The sequence below is a fragment of the Streptomyces solitudinis genome, assembly GCF_036323765.1.
Classification (GTDB): domain Bacteria; phylum Actinomycetota; class Actinomycetes; order Streptomycetales; family Streptomycetaceae; genus Streptomyces.
Window position 1 is genome coordinate 644898 of record NZ_JAZDCW010000001.1, and the last position, 19580, is coordinate 664477.

Here is a 19580-nt window from a genome sequence, read left to right on the forward strand (position 1 = left end):
ACGCGTTCCCCGGGCGCCCCGCTCAATGCCTCCGTTGCGCTGAACAGCCGCACGGCCGGGTGCGGGCCCGGGCGGGGACGTTTGGCGGGGCGCGCTCGCGTGGTAACCGCTGACGGGTGGACACCGACATCACACTGCGGGTGGACGGCCGGGAAAGGCCGGTGACCGTGGACACGCGCACGACGCTCCTGGACGCCCTGCGCGACCGGCTGTCCGTGACCTCGCCCAAGAAGGGCTGCGACCACGGCCAGTGCGGCTCGTGCACGGTGCTCCTGGACGGCCGCCGCCAGGTCAGCTGCCTGGCGCTGGCCGTCGCCCACGACGGGGCGGAGGTGACGACGGCGGCCGGACTCGTCACCGAGGACGGCGCGCTGCACCCCGTCCAGCAGGCGTTCCTCGACCACGACGGCTTCCAGTGCGGCTACTGCACCCCGGGCCAGGTGTGCTCGGCGGTGGGCATGCTCGCCGAGGCCGCCTCGGGCCACCCCAGCGCCGTCACGGGCCTGCCGGACGAGCCCGGCGGGCCCGGCGGTACCGGAGTCCCGGACGGGGCCCCGGCGCGGGACGGGGGCGTGCCGTTGGACGACGCGGAGATCCGCGAGCGGATGAGCGGCAACCTGTGCCGGTGCGGCGCCTACGCCGGCATCGTCGCCGCGATCCGGGAGGTGGCCGGCCGGTGAAACCCTTCGCCTACCAGCGCGCCGGCGATCCCCGCGCCGCCGTCGCCGCCGTCAGCGCCCGGCCGGACGCCGCCTACCTGGGCGGGGGCACGAACCTCGTGGACCACCTGAAGCTGGGCGTGGCCGCCCCCGGACTGCTCGTGGACGTCTCCCGGCTGCCGCTGGACCGCGTCGAGGAACTGCCCGACGGCACACTGCGCGCGGGCGCGGCGGTGCGCAACAGCGACCTGGCGGCCCACCCGCTCGTGCGGCGCCGCTACCCCGTCCTCGCCCAGGCCCTGCTGTCCGGCGCCTCCGGCCAGCTCCGCAACACCGCCACTACGGGCGGCAACCTCCTCCAGCGCACCCGCTGCGTCTACTTCCGCGACGTCACCACGCCCTGCAACAAGCGGGAACCGGGCACCGGCTGCCCGGCCCTGTCCGGCGTCAACCGCCAGCACGCGGTGCTCGGCGCCTCCGAACTCTGCGTGGCCGCGCACCCCTCCGACCTCGCGGTGGCGCTCGCGGCCCTGGACGCCACCGTCGTCGTCCTGGGCACCGAGGGGGAGCGCCGGGTACCGCTGACCGGCTTCCACCGGCTGCCCGGGGACCGTCCGGAACGCGACACGGTGCTGGAGCACGGGGAGCTGATCACGGCCGTGGAGCTGCCCCCGCTGCCCTGGGCCGCCCGGTCGGCCTACCGCAAGGTCCGCGACCGGGCGTCGTTCGCGTTCGCCCTCGTCTCCGTCGCCGCCGCCGTCGACCTGGCCGGGGACGGGACCGTGCGGGACGTGCGCATCGCCCTGGGCGGCGTGGCGCACAAGCCGTGGCGGGCGCTGCGCGCCGAGGACGCCCTGCGCGGCGCCGGGCCCACCGAGGAGGCGGCCCTGGCCGCCGCCGACGCCGAACTGGCCGACGCCCGCCCGCTGGCGGGCAACGCCTTCAAAGTGCCGATGGTCCGCCGGACGCTGCCGGCCGTGCTGCGGGAGCTGGCAGGGCCGGAGGGCCGCGCGGAGCGGGCGAGCGAGGAGCGCGCGTGAACGGCACCGTGACGCCCCGGGCGGTCGGCACCCCCCTGCGGCGGCTGGACGGGCGGGCGAAGGTCACCGGCACCGCCCCCTACGCCTACGAACACCCGCTGCCCGGCCCGGTCCACGTCCACCCGCTCCAGGCCACCGTCGCGCGCGGCCGCGTCCGGACGGTGGACACCGCGGCGGCGGCGGCGCTGGACGGCGTCATCGCCGTTCTCACCCACGACGACGCGCCCCGGCTCCAGGACACCGGGGACGCCGAGCTGGCCGTCCTCCAGTCCGCCGAGGTGGCCTTCCGCGGGCAGTTCATCGGCGCGGTGGTCGCCGAGAGCCCGGAGACCGCCCGGGAGGCCGCGGGGCTCGTCAGTGTCGCGTACGACGCGGAGCCGCACGACACCGAGCTGCGCGCCGACCGCACGGACCTGTACACGCCGCGGAAGGTCAACGCCGGATTCGCGGCCGACACCGAGGACGGCGACGTGCTGGGGGCCTTCACCGAGGCCCCGGTCGTCATCGACGAGACCTACCGCACGCCGATGGAGCACAACAACCCGATGGAGCCGCACACCTGCGTCGCCCTGTGGGAGCCGGGCCAAGGCGGTCCCCGCCTGACGCTGTACGACTCCACGCAGGGCGCGCACGGGGTGCGCGAGGCGGTGGCGGCCGTCTTCGGCCTGGACGCGGAGCGGGTGCGCGTGATCGCGCCGCACGTCGGCGGCGGGTTCGGCTCCAAGGGCATGCCGCACGCGCACAACGTCCTGGCGGTGATGGCGGCGCAGCGCGCCGGCGGGCGTCCCGCCAAACTGGCGCTCACCCGGCAGCAGATGTTCTCCCTCACCGGTTACCGCACGCCCACGATCCAGCGCCTGCGGCTGGCCGCCGACAACGGCGGACGGCTGCTCGCCCTCAGCCACGAGGCGGTCGTGCAGACCTCCCGCGTCAAGGAGTACGCCGAACAGGCGGCGGTGGTGACGCGGATGATGTACGCGGCGCCCCATCGCCGCACCCGGCACCGCGTCGCCGCCCTCGACGTCCCCGTGCCGTCCTGGATGCGCGCCCCGGGCGAGGCCCCGGGCATGTACGCGCTGGAGTCCGCCATGGACGAGCTGGCCTGCGCCCTGGACCTGGACCCGGTCGAGCTGCGGGTGCGCAACGAGCCCGAGACGGACCCCGAGTCGGGCAGACCGTGGTCGGGCCGCAAACTGATCGAGTGCCTGCACACCGGGGCCCGCCGCTTCGACTGGCACCGGCGCGGGCCCGCCGGGACCCGGCGCGTGGGGGACTGGCAGGTCGGCCTGGGCGTGGCGGCCGCCACGTACCCGTTCTTCGGCGGCCCCGGCACGTCGGCGGAGATCGAGTACCTGGCCGACGGCGGCTACGCGGTGCGGACCGGCGCCGCCGACATCGGCACCGGTACCTGGACGGCGCTGACCCAGATCGCCGCCGACGCCCTGGACGTCCCCGTGGCCGCGGTGCGCGTGGAGATCGGGGACACCGCGCTGCCGTACGCCACCGTGGCGGGCGGCTCCTCGGGCATGACGTCGTGGGGCTCGGCGGTCGTCGCCGCGGCCCGCGCCTTCCGCGCGGAGCACGGGGAGCGGCCGCGGCCCGGTGCCCGGGTCCGCGCGGACGCGCCGCCGAACCCGGACCGCGAGCGGTTCGCGCTGTACTCCTTCGGGGCCCACTTCGCGGAGGCCCGGGTGCACCGGCGCACGGGCGAGGTGCGGGTGAGCCGCATGCTGGGGGTGTTCTCCGCCGGGCGGATCATCAACCCCGTCACGGCGCGCTCGCAGTTCCTGGGGGGCATGGTGATGGGCCTGTCCATGGCACTGCACGAGGAGAGCCGCCTCGATCCGGCCACCGGTCACGTCGTCAACCACGACCTGGCCGAGTACCACGTCCCCGTCTGCGCGGACGTGGGCGGCATGGAGGCGGTGTGGCTGGAGGAGAGCGATCCGCACGCGAACGCGGTCGGCTCGCGCGGCATCGGGGAGATCGGCATCGTCGGCTCCCCGGCCGCGGTCGTGAACGCCGTGCACAACGCCACCGGCGTCCGCGTGCGGGACCTGCCCGTCACCCCGGACAAGCTGCTGCGCTGAGCCGCCGCGGCGGGGTCAGGGCGCGGTGGCGTGGGGGGCGCCGCCACCGGCCTGTGCCGGGCCGGCGGCGTCCGGCCGCGCGGAGGCGCGGCGGGGTCCGGTCAGCAGCGAGTCCAGCGTCCACCGGCCGGGGCCGAGCGCGGCGACGAGCAGGAAGCACCAGCAGAACAGCGCGGCCGCCTCACCGCCGTTCTCGATCGGCAGGAGGGCACCGGGCTGGTGCTTGACGAAGTAGGCGTAGGCCATCGACCCGGAGCAGACGACGGCGGCGCTGCGGGCGCCGACGCCCAGCAGCACGAGCCCGCCGCCGACGAGCTGGATGACGGCGGCCCACCATCCGGGCCACTGCCCGACGGCCGGTGGTGCGCCGTAGGCGCCGCCGAACACGTCGAAGAGGGTGGCGGCCCCGTGGCAGGCGAACAGCAGTCCCACGACGGCGCGGAACAGTGCGAGAACGGTGTGGTCCCTGTGCTGGTACGGCGGCAGTGCCATGACAGCCCTTCCCCGCGTCCGCCCGGCGGGCGGCGCGTGCACGGCCTGGGAGCGGAGGATCGCGGTGGGCGCCGGCGGCACGGATGCCGCCGGCGCCCACCGCCGAATGCGCAGGTCTAGAACTTGACGTCCGCGCAGGAGTAGAACGCGTTGGTGGTGTCGTGGACGCTCCACACCCCGAGGATGAGGTGGCGGCCGGACTTGCCCGTGGGCACGGAGCCCTGGTGGGTCTCGTTGAACGCCGGCTGGCGGCCGCCCATGTGCACCGTCATGAACGGCTGCGGCTCCAGGTCGGCGCGGGTGAGCGGCTTGGTCGGGTCCCAGCCGTCCTTGGTGATGTAGTAGCGGAAGTCGGTGGTGCGGTGCGGGGCGGTCATCTTCCACTGGAAGGTGTAGCCCTGCCCCGGACGCAGCTGCGTGGTCGGCCAGTTGCCGCCCCGGGGGTCGTCCAGCGCCGCGAAGCCGCCGTTGCCCGCCGAGCAGATCTTGCCGTCGGCGGGTCCGCCGGCCGGGAAGCCCTTGGGGCCTTCGACGCTCTGCGGTTCCCACTGGATGGCGCCGCAGTTGGACACCGTGCCGTTGGCGCAGTACGCCTGCCGGCTGGTGGGGGCCTGGCTGTAGCCGTGGCCCTGGGCGGAGCCGCCGGCGACCAGCACCGTGGTGGCCGCGGTGCCGAGGGCGACCAGGGCCGTCGTGAGCTTCTTGTGCATGCCTCACTCCTGAACGTGGGGGCCTGAAATCACTGGAGTTTGACGTCGGTTGAGCAGGTCTAGACCAAGCTGACCGTAACTCTGGGTTTCCGGCATGTCCAGGCCAACGACGCATGGATTCCGGTTGGCCGGTGCTTCGGGACTGCGAACCGGTGCGGGGGCCGGCCGGTGGTGCAAGCTTTGCGATCATGCCGCCCAGGCGTGCACCCTGCGCAACGGCCGAGCATCGCCGGTAAGTGCCCGACGCGGTCGGAACGTTGCACCCGGGAAGGCAGGAGGGCCGCAGAGCCGCCGGTGCCGTGGTCGTGAGAGTTCCGGAACTTTTTCCGGGCAACCGGCGGTGACGGCCGGACTCTTGCTGTCGACCGGCCTGTGTGCCATATATGTCTAGACCATTACTGGCGAACGGAGACCCGCTGTGAGACGGACAGTTGCCACCGCCGCCCTGCTGGTCGCCGCGGCCCTGCCGCTGACCGCCTGCGCGGCCGGCGCGGGGGAGGGGCCGCCCGGCCCCGAGGCACCGGCCGGCCTGACCGTGCACGCCGGCACGGCCACGTCCGTGCACGTGATGTGGAACCGGGCGGACGCCGGGGAGGACATCAGCGGCTACGAGGTCTACCGCGACGGGGAACGCGTCACGGAGGTGCCCGGCGAGAAGTACATGGTGGACGTCAAAGGACTGAAGCCCTCGGCCCGGTACACGTTCACCGTCCGGGCCAAGGACGCCGACGGCAACTTCTCGCCGTACAGCAGGGAGGTCACCGTCACCACGCTGTCCGACCACCAGGACGAGACGCCCCCCACCCGGCCGGACGGCCTCACCGCGCGGGCGGACGGCTCCCGCGCGGCCACGCTCACCTGGCAGGAGGCGTCCGACGACACGGGTGTGACCTCCTACGACGTCCTGCAGAGCGGCACCAGGATCCACAGTGTCACCGGGGACTCCACCTCCGCCCTGATCACCGGACTGCGCCCGGAGACCGCGTACCGGTTCACCGTCCAGGCCAGGGACGCGGCCGGCAACGTCTCGCCCGCCAGCCCCGCCGCCGCGCTCACCACGGCCGCCGGGTCCGGCGGCGGCGAAAGCACCGCGCCGGACGGCTTCCGGGCCGTCGCGGACGAGGACGGGCAGCACCTCGAACTGTCGTGGGTCCCGCCGGACACCGGAGTGCGGACGTCCGAGTACGAGATCCACCTCGACGGAAAGTTCGCCACCACGCTCGTGTGGGACACCTCGGCGTCCGAGGAACGCGTCACCCACCGGCTCCACGTGGGCGGCGAACCGGGCACCCGGCACACCGTCAAGATCCGAGCCAAGCTGCCCGACGGGCACTGGGGCGGCTTCACCCCCGAGCGCACCGTCACCATGGCGGACCCGGCTCCGTCCGGCTGACAGCGGGGCGCACCGGCGCCCCGCGCTCCGCCCCCACCGGCCCGTCCGCAAGGAGCCCGCCATGCTTGAGACCCGCCGCCCCCGCCCCCGCCGCCCGCACCGCCGCTCCCGGTACGCCGCGTCCGCCGCCGCCCTGCTCGGCCTCGGCGTCACGGTGCTCGCCGCGCCGCCGGTCAGCGCCGGCCCCGCCGCCACCGCCCGGCCCGCGGCCACCGTCCCGCCCGGCCCCGGGGACACCGGCAGCGACACCGTCACCGTCACCGACGGCGCCGGGCTGGCAGCGGCGCTGGACGCGGCCGCGCCGGGGCAGACGATCCGGCTGGCGGACGGCACCTACCGGGGCAACTTCAAGATCAGCCGCCCCGGCACGGCCGAGCGCCGCATCACGCTGACCGGCTCGCCCCGCGCCGTGCTCGTCACCTGGAACCCCGGCGGCGGCTACGGGCTGCACGTGAACGGCGCGAGCCACTGGACGATCCACGGGATCACCGTCACCGGCGGGCAGAAGGGCATCATGGTCGACGCCTCCGACCACGTCGTCATCGACGCCGTCACCGTGCACACCCTCACCATGGAGGGCGTGCACTTCCGCACCTCCAGCAGCCACGGGGTGCTGCGGAACTCCACCATCCGCGACACCGGCACCAACGGCAGGGGGATGGGGGAAGGCGTCTACGTCGGCTCCGCGAACACCCTCACCGACCGCAGCGACCACGTCCGCATCCTCGACAACGTCATCGGCCCCCGCGTCGGCGGCGAGAACATCGACCTCAAGGAGGGCACCACGGGCGGTGTCGTCTCCGGCAACACCTTCCTGGGCGACGGCCTCACCGGGGCCCACTACGACGACTCGTGGGTGGATGTGAAGGGCAACGGCTACCTCATCGAGAACAACCGGGGCCACGGCACCCTCCAGGACGGCTACCAGACGCACAGCCAGCGCCCCGGATGGGGCTGCGGCACCGTCTTCCGCGCCAACCACTCCGACCTCAGCGGCGCGCGCGGCACCGGCCGCTACGCCTTCGACATCACCCACCACGATCCGCTCACCTGCCCGGTGACCGTCACCGGCGACAACACCGTCACCGGGGGAGACGGCCTGGTCAACCCGGGGGTCCCGGTCGGCTGACCCGCCCCTGCGCCACGCGCACCGGGTCGCCGCAGGTGTGAAACCCGCCCCGGGCGGGCACCCAGCGCGCCGAGACACGAGCCCGGACCGGCGGAGGGGACTTCCACATGGGCATGCGGACCTGGATCCAGGACTGGCCCGTCTACCGACAGCTCACCGGCAGCGACCCGCTCGGACGCGGAGCGGCCGCCACGTCACGGACCACACGCTCCCTCACCCCCCGCACCGAAGACGCCGACCGGGTCGTCAAGTCCGTCTGCCCCTACTGCGCGGTGGGCTGCGGGCAGAACGTGTACGTCAAGGACGAGCGGGTCGTCCAGATCGAGGGCGACCCCGACTCGCCCGTCAGCCGGGGCCGCCTGTGCCCCAAGGGCTCGGCCACGCTCCAGCTCACCACCGGGGACGCCCGCCGCCACGAGGTCCTCTACCGGCGCCCCCACGCTGGGGACTGGGAACGCCTGGACCTGGACACGGCGATGGACATGGTGGTCGACCGGGTGCTGCGCACCCGCGAGGAGAACTGGCAGGAGGAGGACGAGGGCCTGCGGGTCAACCGCACGCTGGGCATCGCCAGCCTCGGCGGCGCGACGCTGGACAACGAGGAGAACTACCTCATCAAGAAACTCCTCACCGCGCTGGGCGTCGTGCAGGTGGAGAACCAGGCCCGGGTCTGCCACAGCTCCACGGTCGCCGGTCTGGGCACCTCCTTCGGGCGGGGCGGGGCGACGACGTTCATGCAGGACCTGCAGAACTCGGACTGCATCGTCATCGAGGGCTCCAACTTCGCCGAGGCCCACCCCGTCGGCTTCCAGTGGGTGATGGAGGCCAAGGCGCGCGGCGCGAAGGTCATCCACGTCGACCCCCGCTACACCCGCACCAGCGCACTGGCCGACCTGCACGTGCCGATCCGGGCGGGCACCGACATCGCCTTCCTCGGCGGCATCATCAACCACGTCCTCAGCGGCGGCCACGAGTTCCGCGAGTTCGTGCTGGAGTACACCAACGCCGCCACCATCGTCGGCGAGGAGTTCCGCGACACCGAGGACCTGGGCGGCCTCTTCTCCGGTCTGGACGAGGAGGGCGGCGCGTACGACGTCGAAACCTGGCAGTACGAGGGCGCCAGCGTCCAGGCCGCGTCGGGCAAGCGCGACGAGCTGTACCGGGAGCGCTCGGGCCCCGGGCGCAACAGCTCCTCCTCCGGCGGCGCGGAGTCGCACGGCTCCGGCGGCGCGGCCATCTCCGGCGAGCAGCACGAGGACCGCACGCTGGAACACCCGCGCTGTGTCTACCAGATCCTCAAGCGCCACTACGCCCGCTACACGCCCGAGATGGTCGAGGAGACCTGCGGCATCCCCAGGGACGTGTTCGCCGAGGTGTGCCGGGCCCTGGTGGAGAACTCGGGCCGGGAGCGCACGAGCGAGTTCGTGTACGCCGTCGGCTGGACGCAGCACACCGTCGGCGCCCAGTACATCCGCACCGCCTGCATCCTCCAGCTGCTGCTGGGCAACATGGGACGGCCCGGCGGCGGCATCCAGGCGCTGCGCGGCCACGCCAGCATCCAGGGCTCCAGCGACATCCCGACGCTGTTCAACCTGCTGCCCGGCTACCTCCCCATGCCGCACGCCCACGCCCACGAGAACCTGGACGCCTTCGTGGAGGGCGTGCGGACGAAGAAGGGCTACTGGGCCAACATGCGCTCCTACGCCGTGAGCCTGCTCAAGGCGTACTTCGGCGACGCCGCCACCGCGGACAACGACTACTGCTTCGGCCACCTGCCCCGGCTGACCGGCTCGCACAGCACCTACGACACCGTCCTGGCCCAGCTCGACGGCGTCTGCAAGGGCTACTTCCTGATGGGCGAGAACCCGGCCGTCGGCTCGGCGAACGCCAAGATGCAGCGGCTGGGCATGGCCGAGCTGGACTGGCTCGTCGTGCGCGACTTCTCGCTGATCGAATCGGCCACCTGGTGGAAGGACGGCCCCGAGATCGCCACCGGGGAGCTGCGCACCGAGGACATCGCCACCGAGGTGTTCTTCTTCCCCGCCGCCGCGCACACCGAGAAGTCCGGGTCCTTCACCAACACCAACCGCATGCTCCAGTGGCACTCCGCGGCCAAGGAACCCGACGGCGACGCACGCAGCGACCTGTGGTTCATGTACCACCTCGGGCGGCGTCTCAGGGAGCGGCTGCGCGGCTCCACCGACCCCAGGGACCGTCCGCTGCTCGACCTCACCTGGGACTACCCCACCGAAGGCCCCCTGGCCGAACCGGACGCCGAGGCGGTGCTCGCCGAGATCAACGGCCGCGCGGCCGACGGCACCCCCCTGCACTCCTACGAGCAGCTCACCGACGACGGCTCCACGTCCTGCGGCTGCTGGATCTACTGCGGGGTGTACGCCGACGGCGTCAACCAGGCCGCCCGCAAGAAGCCGCACACCGAGCAGGACTGGATCGCGGCCGAGTGGGCGTGGGCCTGGCCCGCCAACCGACGCATCCTCTACAACCGCGCCTCGGCCGACCCCGAGGGCCGGCCCTGGAGCGAGCGCAAGGCGCTGGTGTGGTGGGACGAGGAAGCCGGCCGGTGGACCGGGCACGACACGCCGGACTTCATCGCCGACCGGGCGCCGTCCTACCGGCCTCCGCAGGACGCCGAGGGTTCCGACGCCCTCAGCGGCACCGACCCCTTCATCATGCAGGCGGACGGCAAGGCGTGGCTCTACGCCCCGGCCGGGCTGGTCGACGGCCCGATGCCCACGCACTACGAGCCGCAGGACTCACCCGTCCGCAACCCGCTCTACCCCGACCAGCAGCGCAACCCGGTGCGGCAGGCGATCTCCTCCGAGCACAACCGCTTCCACCCCACCGCGGGCGAACCCGGCAACGACGTCTACCCCTACGTGGTGACGACCTACCGGCTCACCGAGCACTTCACCGCCGGCGGCATGACCCGCTGGTCGCCCTACCTGGCGGAACTGCAACCGGAGTTCTTCTGCGAGGTCTCCCCGCAGCTCGCCGCCGAACGCGGTCTGGAGCACACCGGGTGGGCGACGCTGGTGAGCGCGCGCGGCGTCATCGAGGCGCGGGTCATGGTCACGCAGCGGATGGCGCCGCTGACCGTGGGAGGGCACACCGTCCACCAGATCGGCCTGCCCTACCACTGGGGCCCCAACGGCTACGCGCGCGGTGACGCGGCCAACGAGCTGTCGGCCATCGCACTCGACCCGAACGTACACATCCAGGAGGTGAAGGCGCTGACCGCCGACATCAGGCCCGGACGACGGCCCCGCGGCCCCGCCCTGCTCGACCTGCTCCACTCCTACCAGGAGCGCGCCGGCCTCACCGAGCGCACGGGGACGGAGGTGCGCGGATGACGGAGACCGCCGCCTCACCCGGCTCCCTCGTCGGCCGCAACCTGCTCGCGGGCGCCGAACCCGACCCGGCGGGCGACTCCGGGCACACCGACGCGCGCCAGCGCATGGGGTTCTTCACCGACACCTCCGTGTGCATCGGCTGCAAGGCGTGCGAGGTCGCCTGCAAGGAGTGGAACGCCCTCCCCGAGGACGGCCTCGAACTCACGGGCATGTCCTACGACAACAGCCAGCAGCTCGGCGCCTCCACCTGGCGGCACGTGGCGTTCATCGAGCAGAACAAGCCGCTCGGCCACGCGCAGACCGCCGCCGACCACAGCGACGTGGACGTGTTCGCGCTCGCCGCCCAGGGCTCGGGCACCCCGCCCGCCGAGGCGGCGATGACGCCCACCACGCCCGCGCCCGGGGGCGCGCCGTCACCCGACGGGCGCACCGAGCTGCGCTGGCTCATGTCCTCCGACGTGTGCAAGCACTGCACGCACGCGGCCTGCCTGGACGTCTGCCCCACCGGGTCGCTGTTCCGCACCGAGTTCGGCACCGTCGTGGTGCAGGAGGACATCTGCAACGGCTGCGGCTACTGCGTGCCCGCCTGCCCGTACGGGGTGATCGAGCAGCGCCCCGGCGACGGCCGGGCCTGGAAGTGCACGCTGTGCTACGACCGGCTCGGCGCGGGCCAGGAACCCGCCTGCGCCAAGGCGTGCCCCACCGAGTCGATCCAGTTCGGCCCGCTGGACGAACTGCGCGAGCGGGCCGCGGGCCGGGTGGCGCAACTGCACGCGGCGGGCGTCACCGACGCCCGCCTGTACGGCGAGGACCCGGACGACGGCGTGGGCGGCGACGGCGCGTTCTTCCTCCTGCTGGACGAGCCGGAGGTCTACGGACTGCCGCCGGACCCGGTCGTCACCACACGGGACCTGTCCTCGATGTGGCGGCACGCCGGTGCCGCCGCCGCGACCCTGCTCGGTGGCCTGGCCGCCGTCTTCGCGGCCAGCGGACGACTGCCCGGGAGGCGTCGATGAACAGCGGTGACGTGACCCGGCAGGGCATCCGGGGCGAGCGGCCCCCGCGGGAGGCCCTGGTCGGCCAGGGCCTGGACGGGGCAGGTGCCGACGGGACCCGCCCGGACGGCCGCCGCTCCGGCCGCCGCCGGGGGCGCAGGGGCGAGCAGCTCATGGTGCCGGAGGCCGAGTTCTCCTCCTACTACGGCAGGCCGGTCATCAAGGCGCCCGCGTGGAGCGCCCGGGACATCGCCGGGTACTTCTTCCTCGGGGGTCTGGCCGGGGCGGGGTCCGTGCTCGCCGCCGGAGCCGCGCTGACCGGACGGCCCGGCATGGCACGGGCCATGAAGGTGTCCTCGCTGGCCGCCGTCTCCGGCTCCACCGGGCTGCTCATCCACGACCTGGGCAGGCCCGGACGGTTCGCCAACATGCTGCGGGTGGTGAAGCCGACGTCCCCCATGAGCGTCGGCTCCTGGCTGCTGGCCGCCTACGGACCGGCGGCCGGCGCCGCCGCCGTGCTCGACGTGTGGGGCCGGCTGCCGCGCCTCGAGCGCGCCGCGACGGGGGCCGCGGCGCTGCTCGGCCCCGCGGTCGCCGCCTACACGGCGGTGCTGGCGTCCGACACCGCCGTGCCCGGCTGGCACGACGGCTACCGCCAGATGCCGTTCGTCTTCACCGGCTCGGCCGCGGTCGCGGCCTCGGGGATGGCACTGGCCGCCTCACCGGTGCGGGAGAACGGCCCGGCCCGGGGCGCTGCCGTCCTCGGCGCGGTGGCCGAGGTGGCCGCCACGAAGACCATGGAGCACCGGATGGGACTGGCGGCCGAGACCTACCGCACCGGGAGGGCGGGCAGGTACCTGCGGGCCGCGCAGGCCCTGTCGGTGGCGGGCGCCGCCGGTGCCGCCCTGCTGGGCCGCCGCAGCCGGGCGGCGGCGGCCGTCTCGGGCGCGGCGCTGCTCGCCGCCTCGGCGTGCACCCGCCTCGGCGTCTTCCACGCCGGGATCGCCTCCGCCGAGGACCCCAAATACACGGTCGTGCCGCAGCGCGAACGGCTGGAGCGGCGCCGCGCCGAGGAACGGCGGCAGGCCGGCGGCGGGCCGGACCAGGAGCCCGCCGACTCCTGATCCGGTGCGTCCGCCGGGGACCGGCCGCGTCCGCCGGGCGCGGCCGGTCCCCGGCCGTCAGGCGCAGTCGGTGCCGTTGAGCCGCCACCCCTCCGGCGGGCTCGCGGTGCCGGACGCCTGGAACCCGAAGGTCACCGGGGAACCGGGCACGAGGGCGGCGTTGTGCCCGGCGTCGGTGACGGTCACGGTGTCCCCCTCCTGGGTGGCCGTGCCGTTCCAGCTCTGCACGATGCGTTCGCCGCCCGGGAGGCGGAAGGAGAGCGTCCAGCCGTCCACGGGCGTGATCGAGGTGTTGCGGATCGTCACCTCCGCGGTGTAGCCGCTGCTCCAGCTGCTGGTCACGGCCAGGGTGGCGGAGCAGAACCAGCCCTCTTCAGGCTCCTCCGGTTCCGGCTCCGGCTCGGGCTCCGGGTCCGGCTCCGGGCCGGGTCCGGGAGCGGTGCCGTCGGGGTGCTGGCCCCACACCTCGTCCGCGCCGTCGAAGAGCACGATCCGCTCGGTGGGGACGGGCGTGCTGCCGGGGACGGCCGGGATGCCCTGGTAGGACCAGTCGTCGGACGGGTCCCAGGCGCCGGCCGAGGTGAGGCGGAACTGGATCTCCTTGCGGTACGCCGACTGCCCGGCCGGGGCGATGACCGTGTCCGAGCAGTCGGCGGTGACGTAGTAGACGTCACCGGCGTACCGGGTCGGTCCGCGCACCTCGCCGCACTGGTTGTAGCGGGTCGTCGTCGTGATGTCGGACGGGTCGACGCCCGGCTCCAGCGTGAAGTAGTAGCGGAACGTCCCCTCGGTCAGCGCCCGCGCCGGCCACGCGGAGGTGTTGACGACGTACGCCTTGATCTCGGTGAAGTGCTCACCCGCGGCGTTGACGGACGCCCGCACCGTCATCTCCGGGCCGTCCGGTGCCTCCGGCTGGGGGAAACCGGCCAGCGGACTGCCGCCGAACTCCTCGTACAGGTAGGCCAGGGCGCCGGTGAGCCCGGCGTTGTAGTCCGTGGCCACCTCGTTGTTCACGTAGTTGTCACGCTCGTCGGTGTAGGAGTCGTCCGGCCCGCTCGGGCCCCGACCAGCGCGCCGTAGAGGGTGTGGTGGCTGCCCGCGGGGCTGCTGAGCTGGTCCGTCCACGAGCCGTGCGCGGTGCGGTGGTGCGGGTTGCGCGGCGGGTTCTCGCCGAAGCCCACCACGTAGCTGGAGCCGCGCGGGTTGTCGCCGAGCGCGTAGTCGATCTGGCGTACCGCGAAGTCGTGGTAGCGCCGTTTGCGCGGGTCGTCGGCGGGAAGCCACTCGGCGTAGACGAGGGCGACGAAGGCGGTGTTGGCGGCGTAGCGCAGGGAGCCCCAGCGGTCCAGTACGGCCTGCCCGCCGGGGGAGTGGGGCACCCGCTGCCCGTTCACGCCGACCGTCCAGTAGTCCAGCCACCGGTTCGCGTCGTCCCGGTAGCGCTGCTCGCCGGTGAGCTGGGCGAGCAGGACGTAGGCGCCGTAGGACTTGTCGTCCCAGGCGATCGTCCACCGGTAGGACTTGGTGTCAGTCTGCGGCTCGGTGCCCAGGTCCGCGTAGGAGTCCTCGGCCCTGGCGAGGTAGGCGGCGTCCCCGGTGGCCTGGTACAGCCACAGCGCGCCCCACACCAGTTCGTCGTGGTAGCCGCTCCAGGAGTTGTAGTAGCTCTGGGCGTCGGTGATGCAGTCGGAGTACTTGCCCCGGTGGGTGTCGGCGAAGGCGTACAACTCCTCGGCGTGTTCCAGCAGCGTCGCGGAGTAGGCCGGATCGTCACCGGCGAAGACGATCGAGGACGCCGCCATGGCCGCCGCCGTCTCACCGGCGAGGTCGGAACCGGGGCAGGAGGCGTCGATCCGGTAGGCGGGCCGCTCCATCGGCATCACCTCGGCCGGGCCCCACCAGGCGTGGTCCCTGCCGCCGTGGCCCACCTGCCCGTACAGCACGTCCGGTTCGGGGTGCGCCTTGACGAAGTAGTCGTTCACGAAGCGCAGGTTGTTCTTGAGGTGGACGAGCTGCCCGGCGTCGGCGTAGGCGTCCTCGTTGGCGACGGCGCCCCAGGCCAGCATGGTGGCCGAGAACGCCATCGGGAAGCCGAACTTGACGTGGTCCCCGGCGTCGTACCAGCCGCCGGTGAGGTCCACGCCGGCGTCCGCGCCGTCCGCCATGCCCGAGTCGCCGCGCCAGGAGACCCGGTTGAACTCCGGGATCTCACCGGACTGCTGGGCCTCGTAGAAGAGGATCGACTTCTGCAGCGCCTCCCCGTAGTCGAACCGGGGAGCAGCGGCCTGGGCCGCCGTCGCGCTCAGGGGCACCAGCGCCCCGGCGAGCAGCGAGCCCGCCAGGAGCAGGCGTAACCGGCCCGCCCAGCCGGTCCGTGTGCGGGTCATGTGTCGCTCCTTGGGGTGTCGGTGCGGCCCTACGGGAGTGGGAGCGCTCCCAAAGGGGGATGGTGGCGTGGGCCGGACGGGCTGTCAATCGCTGGGGCGCCGCGGGTTCTCCGCCCGGGGCACCCGGGCGCGGCGTCCCGGAGGGGCGCCTTGGCGGGGCGGTCCGGGAGGCGTCGGCGGCCAAGTGGTACCCGCCGCGGCGGTTTACCGATCACCTTCCTGGCAATCCGACCGTGGGACGAACCCGAAGACGAGAGAAGCCGGGGTACCCCAGCATGAACACGGTCGTGATCATCGCAGTGGTCGCGGTGCTCGTCGTCCTCCTCGCCGCGGGGCTGTACATGGCCCGCGCGAAGGGCGGCGGGCGCGACCTCAAACGCCGTTTCGGGCCCGAGTACGAACGGGTCCTGGACCGGCACCACGGTGACAAGAAGGCAGCCGAGGAGGAACTCGGCGCCCGGCTCGACCGGCACGGGTCGCTGCGCCCGCACCCGCTGCCGCCGCAGGCCAAGGAGGGTTACGCCCAGCAGTGGACGGCCGTCCAGGAGCGGTTCGTCGACGCGCCGCAGCAGGCCGTCGCCGAGGCGGAGCAGCTCCTCGCCCACGTCGCCCAGGAGACGGGCTTCCCCCCGGCGCAGCCCTACGAGGAGCAGGTGGACGCCCTGTCGGTGCACCACGCCGACCACGTCGACGGCTACCGGCAGGTGCACGCGGCGGCCCGCGGCGAGTACGGCACCGAGCAGATGCGCGGAGCCATGATCGAGGCACGGGCCCTGTTCGACGACCTCGTGGGCGCCGACGCGTCGACGGGCAGCCACCACCGCAAGGAGAGGGAGACGTCGTGACCCCGCACAACGAGTACGGCACCGGCACGCACCGCGACCAGTTCGACCAGCCCACCGCCGGTCTGCGCACCGGCGGGCCGCAGCAGGGGGCGCCGGACGCGGCCCCGGCGCCCGGCCCGGTCACCGCACCGGACGAGCGCCCGCCCGGCGCCGCGCACGAACGCCCCGCCGCCCCGGGCACGGTGGCCGCTCCGGCCGCCGGTTACGACACCGGCAACGGCTACGACAACGGTGCCGGTCTCGGCAACGGCACCGGCTACGGCAACGGCGCCGCCCCGCACGCCGACGAGCCGGGCCGGCACGCCGGCCACCGGGAGACGCTGCTGCCGCACGGCGAGCGCGACCGGCTGGGCGAGCAGCTGCACCACGCGGTGAACACGTTCGTCGACAGCCCGCACGAGTCCGTCGAGGCCGCGGACGGTGTCCTGGAGCAGGCCGTCCGGAACCTGACCGACTCCCTCAACGAACGGCGCCACACCCTGCGCGAGCCCTGGCAGGGCGGCGGGGCGAAGGGCGAGACGGAGGAACTGCGGCTGGCCCTGCGCCAGTACCGGGAACTGACCGAGCGTCTGCTGGCCCTGTGACCGGCACGCGCACGGCGCGGCCCCCGGAACCCGCTCGACGGGTCCGGGGGCCGCGCCGTGCGCGCTTCGGGTCAGTGCCGCCCGTGCCGCTCCAGCGCGACGGCGGGCAGCCACCGCGCCAGCGGCCCGGGCAGCCACCAGGCGCGGTGGCCCAGGAGCTGCATCACGGCGGGCACGATCAGGCAGCGGATCACCACCGCGTCCAGGGCGATGGCCACCGCGAGACCGAGGCCGAACTGCTGGAGCATGCGGTCCGGGCTGAGCAGGAACGCCCCGAAGACGACGATCATGATCGCCGCGGCGGCCGTGATGACACGGCCCGTGTGGGCCAGCCCCTCCCGCACGGCCGCCCGCGGGTCGCCGCCGCGCCGGTACTCCTCGTGCATGCGGGACAGCAGGAAGACCTCGTAGTCCATCGACAGCCCGAAGACGATGGCGAAGATCATCACCGGGATGAACGCCTCCACGGGTCCGGGCTGCGGACCCAGCCAGCCGTGCTGGAACACCAGGGTGACCGCGCCCAGCGACGCCCCGATGCTCAGCAGGTTCAGCAGCGCCGCCCGCGTCGCCCGCTCGGGTCCGGCGCCCGCCAGCACCTCGGTGCGGTAGCGGGAGAAGACGAGCAGCGCGTAGTCGATGCCGACGCCCAGGCCCACCAGCGTCATCAGCGGCGGGGTGAAGTCGGCCACTGTGACGAGGCGGGAGGCCAGGGCGATGCAGCCCAGCGTGCCGCCGACCGCGAACAGCGCCGTCACCACCGGCAGGGCCGCAGCGACCAGGAAGCCGAAGAGGAACACCAGGATCACCAGGGCTCCCAGGAGCCCCGCGCCCTCGGCCGCCCCGCCGCCGCCCTCCTCGGCGCCGCGCACGGCCTCGCCGCCCAGTTCGACGGTGAGGCCGCCGCCTGCCGCGCCCCGCGCGGTGTCGATGATGCGCCGGGTGTCCTGCGGCGGCATCCGCTCCGCGCGGGTCTCCGGCGTCACCGCGGCGTGGGCGATGGTGCCGTCGCCGGAGACGGCCGTGCCGTCCGGGCCGGGGCGTACGCACCACCGCCCCGGCCGGAGGGACCGGCCGGGGCGGGGTGGCGCCGGGGGCGCGCAGGCGGGTGTCAGCCGCCGATGGCGCAGGCGTCGCCGTTGAGCGTGAACCGCTCCGGGAGGCCGGTGTCGCCGGTGTGCTCGACGAGGTAGCCGAGGGTGACGCTCGCCCCCGGCGCGATCGTGCGGTTGTGCGTGGCGGCGGAGGCGGTGATCACGTTGCTGAGCTGGGTGAGGTCGGTGTTCCAGTCGGAGATGACCGTCTGGCCCAGCGCCACCGGGAACCTCAGCGCCCAGCCGTCGACCGGGGTGGTGCCGGTGTTGGTGACGGTGAGGTCCACCGTCATGCCCGTGCCCCAGGACGTGGAGGCGAGGTCCACGCGGCAGGTGGCCTGCTCCCGCTCGAACGAGACCCGGTGCAGACCGCCGGGCAGGTCGTTGACGACGTAGAACTCGCCCTCGGCCGTGGTGCCGATCGCCGTCACCTGGGTGGGCATCTCACCGATCTCGGCCTGCTGGTAGCCGCCGCTGCCGTCCTCGCGCAGCGCCCACACGGTCGAGGAGCAGTAGTCGGTGGCGATGTAGGTGCCGCCGACCAGATGGGCGGACTCCTCGCCGCGGTAGACGTGTCCGCCGATGACCGAGCAGCCGCCGGTGTACGGGGAGTACGTGAAGACCGGCTCGGTGTACTCCTCGCCGGGCAGGCAGTGGCCGGCGTCGAAGATCTCCAGCCCCTCGTAGCAGGACCAGCCGAGGTTCGCCCCGCCCTCACCGGGCGCGAGGTGGTTGACCTCCTCCCAGCGGCCCTGCCCGACGTCGCCGATCCACAGGGAGCCGTCGGCCTGGTCGAAGGAGAACCGCCACGCGTTGCGCAGCCCGTAGAGCCAGATCTCGTCACGGGCGCCCTCGACCCCGGCGAACGGGTTGTCCGCGGGCACGCAGTAGGCCAGGTCACCGCAGGAGCGGCTCACGTCGATCCGCAGGATCTTGCCGAGCAGGGTGTCCAGGCGCTGGCCGCTGCGGAAGGGGTCGCCGGAGCCGCCGCCGTCCCCGATGCTCCAGTACAGGTGGCCGTCGGGGCCGAAGGCGATCTGGCCGCCGTTGTGGTTGCTGTACTCGGAGTGCTCCTGCGACAGCAGCACCTCCAGGCGGCTCTCGTCCAGCCGGTAGCGGGCCAGGGTGACCGCGCCGTCGGGCAGCGCCGTGTACGCCAGGTACAGGTCCTGGTTCGTGGCGAAGTCCGGGGCCAGGGCGATCCCGAGCAGCCCGCGCTCGTTGCCCGAGGTGTCGACGGCCTCGCTGACGTCCAGGAGCGGGGTCTGCGCGAGGCCGGTGTCCGGGTGGTAGACGCGGACGGTGCCGGGCTTCTCGGTGATGAACAGGCGGCCGGTCCCGTCGTCGGGGGCGACGATGGCGGTGGGGCGCCTCAGGCCGTAGGCGACCTGGGTGGTGGTCGTGGTGATGTCCGCCAGGGGCGCCGGGGCGGCGTCCGCCCCGGAGGCGGTCGGCGCGGGGGAGGGGAGCGTCCCGGCGGGGGACGCGGAGGCGGACGCGTGCAGGGGGGCGATCACGGTCAGCAGCAGCGCGAGCAGCAGGGGACCGGACCATCGCCGTCGTAACATGGTGGCTCCAGGACGCGTTGGGGGCGCTTTCACGGGCGACGAGACGCGCGCGGTCCGCGGCGCGCCGACCGGTACCGGTCGTGCGCGGCCACAGGTGAGGGA

Annotated in this window: 15 protein-coding genes and 1 pseudogene; 10 read left to right on the top strand and 6 right to left on the bottom strand. The window is 73.8% G+C overall.

The annotated features are described in order from the left end of the window. The first annotated feature begins 116 nt into the window (after positions 1–116). Genes V1J52_RS02665 through V1J52_RS02675 form a run of 3 tightly spaced genes read left to right on the top strand, consistent with a single transcriptional unit; the run spans position 117 to position 3789 of the window. The gene (locus tag V1J52_RS02665) at positions 117–680 is read left to right on the top strand and encodes a (2Fe-2S)-binding protein (RefSeq protein WP_330137880.1); all 564 of its coding nucleotides are present in this window, start codon (positions 117–119) and stop codon (positions 678–680) included. Further along, positions 677–1699, top strand: coding sequence for an FAD binding domain-containing protein (locus V1J52_RS02670; protein WP_330137881.1), 1023 nt, complete (start codon positions 677–679; stop codon positions 1697–1699). The genes V1J52_RS02665 and V1J52_RS02670 overlap by 4 nt, the downstream gene beginning before the upstream one ends. Beyond that, the gene (locus V1J52_RS02675; RefSeq protein WP_330137882.1) at positions 1696–3789 is read left to right on the top strand and encodes a xanthine dehydrogenase family protein molybdopterin-binding subunit; all 2094 of its coding nucleotides are present in this window, start codon (positions 1696–1698) and stop codon (positions 3787–3789) included. Before V1J52_RS02670 ends, V1J52_RS02675 begins: the two co-directional genes overlap by 4 nt. A gap of 15 nt (positions 3790–3804) precedes the next feature. On the opposite strand, the gene V1J52_RS02680 is transcribed toward V1J52_RS02675, so the two are convergent. Continuing rightward, positions 3805–4281, bottom strand: a complete 477-nt coding sequence (locus V1J52_RS02680) for a DoxX family protein (protein ID WP_330137883.1) — start codon at positions 4279–4281, stop codon at positions 3805–3807. A gap of 116 nt (positions 4282–4397) precedes the next feature. Then, positions 4398–4991: a lytic polysaccharide monooxygenase auxiliary activity family 9 protein gene (locus tag V1J52_RS02685; protein WP_330137884.1), complete on the bottom strand. Its 594-nt coding sequence runs from the start codon at positions 4989–4991 to the stop codon at positions 4398–4400. A gap of 418 nt (positions 4992–5409) precedes the next feature. Between V1J52_RS02685 and V1J52_RS02690 the strand changes: the two genes are divergently transcribed. From V1J52_RS02690 to nrfD, 5 genes are all read left to right on the top strand, one after another. After that, positions 5410–6384 (top strand): fibronectin type III domain-containing protein, encoded by a 975-nt coding sequence (locus tag V1J52_RS02690; RefSeq protein WP_330137885.1) that lies wholly within the window; start codon positions 5410–5412, stop codon positions 6382–6384. A 61-nt stretch (positions 6385–6445) separates the two neighbouring features. Beyond that, positions 6446–7513: a right-handed parallel beta-helix repeat-containing protein gene (locus V1J52_RS02695; RefSeq protein WP_330137886.1), complete on the top strand. Its 1068-nt coding sequence runs from the start codon at positions 6446–6448 to the stop codon at positions 7511–7513. Between the two features lie 107 nt (positions 7514–7620). Then, on the top strand, positions 7621–10884 hold the full coding sequence (gene fdh / locus V1J52_RS02700) for a formate dehydrogenase (protein ID WP_330137887.1): 3264 nt from the start codon (positions 7621–7623) through the stop codon (positions 10882–10884). Further along, positions 10881–11900, top strand: coding sequence for a 4Fe-4S dicluster domain-containing protein (locus V1J52_RS02705; protein WP_330137888.1), 1020 nt, complete (start codon positions 10881–10883; stop codon positions 11898–11900). The genes fdh and V1J52_RS02705 overlap by 4 nt, the downstream gene beginning before the upstream one ends. Next, positions 11897–13003, top strand: a complete 1107-nt coding sequence (gene nrfD / locus V1J52_RS02710; RefSeq protein ID WP_330137889.1) for an NrfD/PsrC family molybdoenzyme membrane anchor subunit — start codon at positions 11897–11899, stop codon at positions 13001–13003. The genes V1J52_RS02705 and nrfD overlap by 4 nt, the downstream gene beginning before the upstream one ends. A gap of 57 nt (positions 13004–13060) precedes the next feature. Here the strand turns inward: nrfD and V1J52_RS02715 are convergent, their stop codons facing one another. Both V1J52_RS02715 and V1J52_RS02720 read right to left on the bottom strand, forming a co-directional pair. Next, positions 13061–14017, bottom strand: coding sequence for a cellulose binding domain-containing protein (locus V1J52_RS02715; protein WP_330137890.1), 957 nt, complete (start codon positions 14015–14017; stop codon positions 13061–13063). Further along, positions 14014–15390 carry a glycoside hydrolase family 9 protein gene (locus V1J52_RS02720; protein ID WP_330137891.1) on the bottom strand — a complete coding sequence of 459 codons (1377 nt, stop codon included), beginning with the start codon at positions 15388–15390 and terminating at the stop codon, positions 14014–14016. The genes V1J52_RS02715 and V1J52_RS02720 overlap by 4 nt, the downstream gene beginning before the upstream one ends. 275 nt (positions 15391–15665) lie before the next feature. On the opposite strand from V1J52_RS02720, the gene V1J52_RS02725 reads away from it, so the two are divergent. Continuing rightward, positions 15666–16235, top strand: coding sequence for a hypothetical protein (locus tag V1J52_RS02725; RefSeq protein WP_330137892.1), 570 nt, complete (start codon positions 15666–15668; stop codon positions 16233–16235). Beyond that, positions 16232–16819: a hypothetical protein gene (locus tag V1J52_RS02730; protein WP_330137893.1), complete on the top strand. Its 588-nt coding sequence runs from the start codon at positions 16232–16234 to the stop codon at positions 16817–16819. Before V1J52_RS02725 ends, V1J52_RS02730 begins: the two co-directional genes overlap by 4 nt. A gap of 71 nt (positions 16820–16890) precedes the next feature. Here the strand turns inward: V1J52_RS02730 and V1J52_RS02735 are convergent. Together V1J52_RS02735 and V1J52_RS02740 are read right to left on the bottom strand one after the other, a co-directional pair. Beyond that, a pseudogene (locus V1J52_RS02735) lies at positions 16891–17856 on the bottom strand (MMPL family transporter); the annotation flags it as partial. A 71-nt stretch (positions 17857–17927) separates the two neighbouring features. Further along, positions 17928–19478: a PQQ-dependent sugar dehydrogenase gene (locus tag V1J52_RS02740; RefSeq protein WP_330137894.1), complete on the bottom strand. Its 1551-nt coding sequence runs from the start codon at positions 19476–19478 to the stop codon at positions 17928–17930. Positions 19479–19580: the final 102 nt, after the last annotated feature.

Bases quoted from the DNA above. Each gene is read 5' to 3' on its own strand.
- V1J52_RS02680 (WP_330137883.1), bottom strand. From the start codon at position 4,281: ATGGCACTGCCGCCGTACCAGCACAGGGACCACACCGTTCTCGCACTG.
- V1J52_RS02685 (WP_330137884.1), bottom strand. From the start codon at position 4,991: ATGCACAAGAAGCTCACGACGGCCCTGGTCGCCCTCGGCACCGCGGCC.
- V1J52_RS02695 (WP_330137886.1), top strand. From the start codon at position 6,446: ATGCTTGAGACCCGCCGCCCCCGCCCCCGCCGCCCGCACCGCCGCTCC.
- fdh (WP_330137887.1), top strand. From the start codon at position 7,621: ATGGGCATGCGGACCTGGATCCAGGACTGGCCCGTCTACCGACAGCTC.
- V1J52_RS02705 (WP_330137888.1), top strand. From the start codon at position 10,881: ATGACGGAGACCGCCGCCTCACCCGGCTCCCTCGTCGGCCGCAACCTG.
- nrfD (WP_330137889.1), top strand. From the start codon at position 11,897: ATGAACAGCGGTGACGTGACCCGGCAGGGCATCCGGGGCGAGCGGCCC.
- V1J52_RS02720 (WP_330137891.1), bottom strand. From the start codon at position 15,390: ATGACCCGCACACGGACCGGCTGGGCGGGCCGGTTACGCCTGCTCCTG.
- V1J52_RS02725 (WP_330137892.1), top strand. From the start codon at position 15,666: ATGAACACGGTCGTGATCATCGCAGTGGTCGCGGTGCTCGTCGTCCTC.
- V1J52_RS02740 (WP_330137894.1), bottom strand. From the start codon at position 19,478: ATGTTACGACGGCGATGGTCCGGTCCCCTGCTGCTCGCGCTGCTGCTG.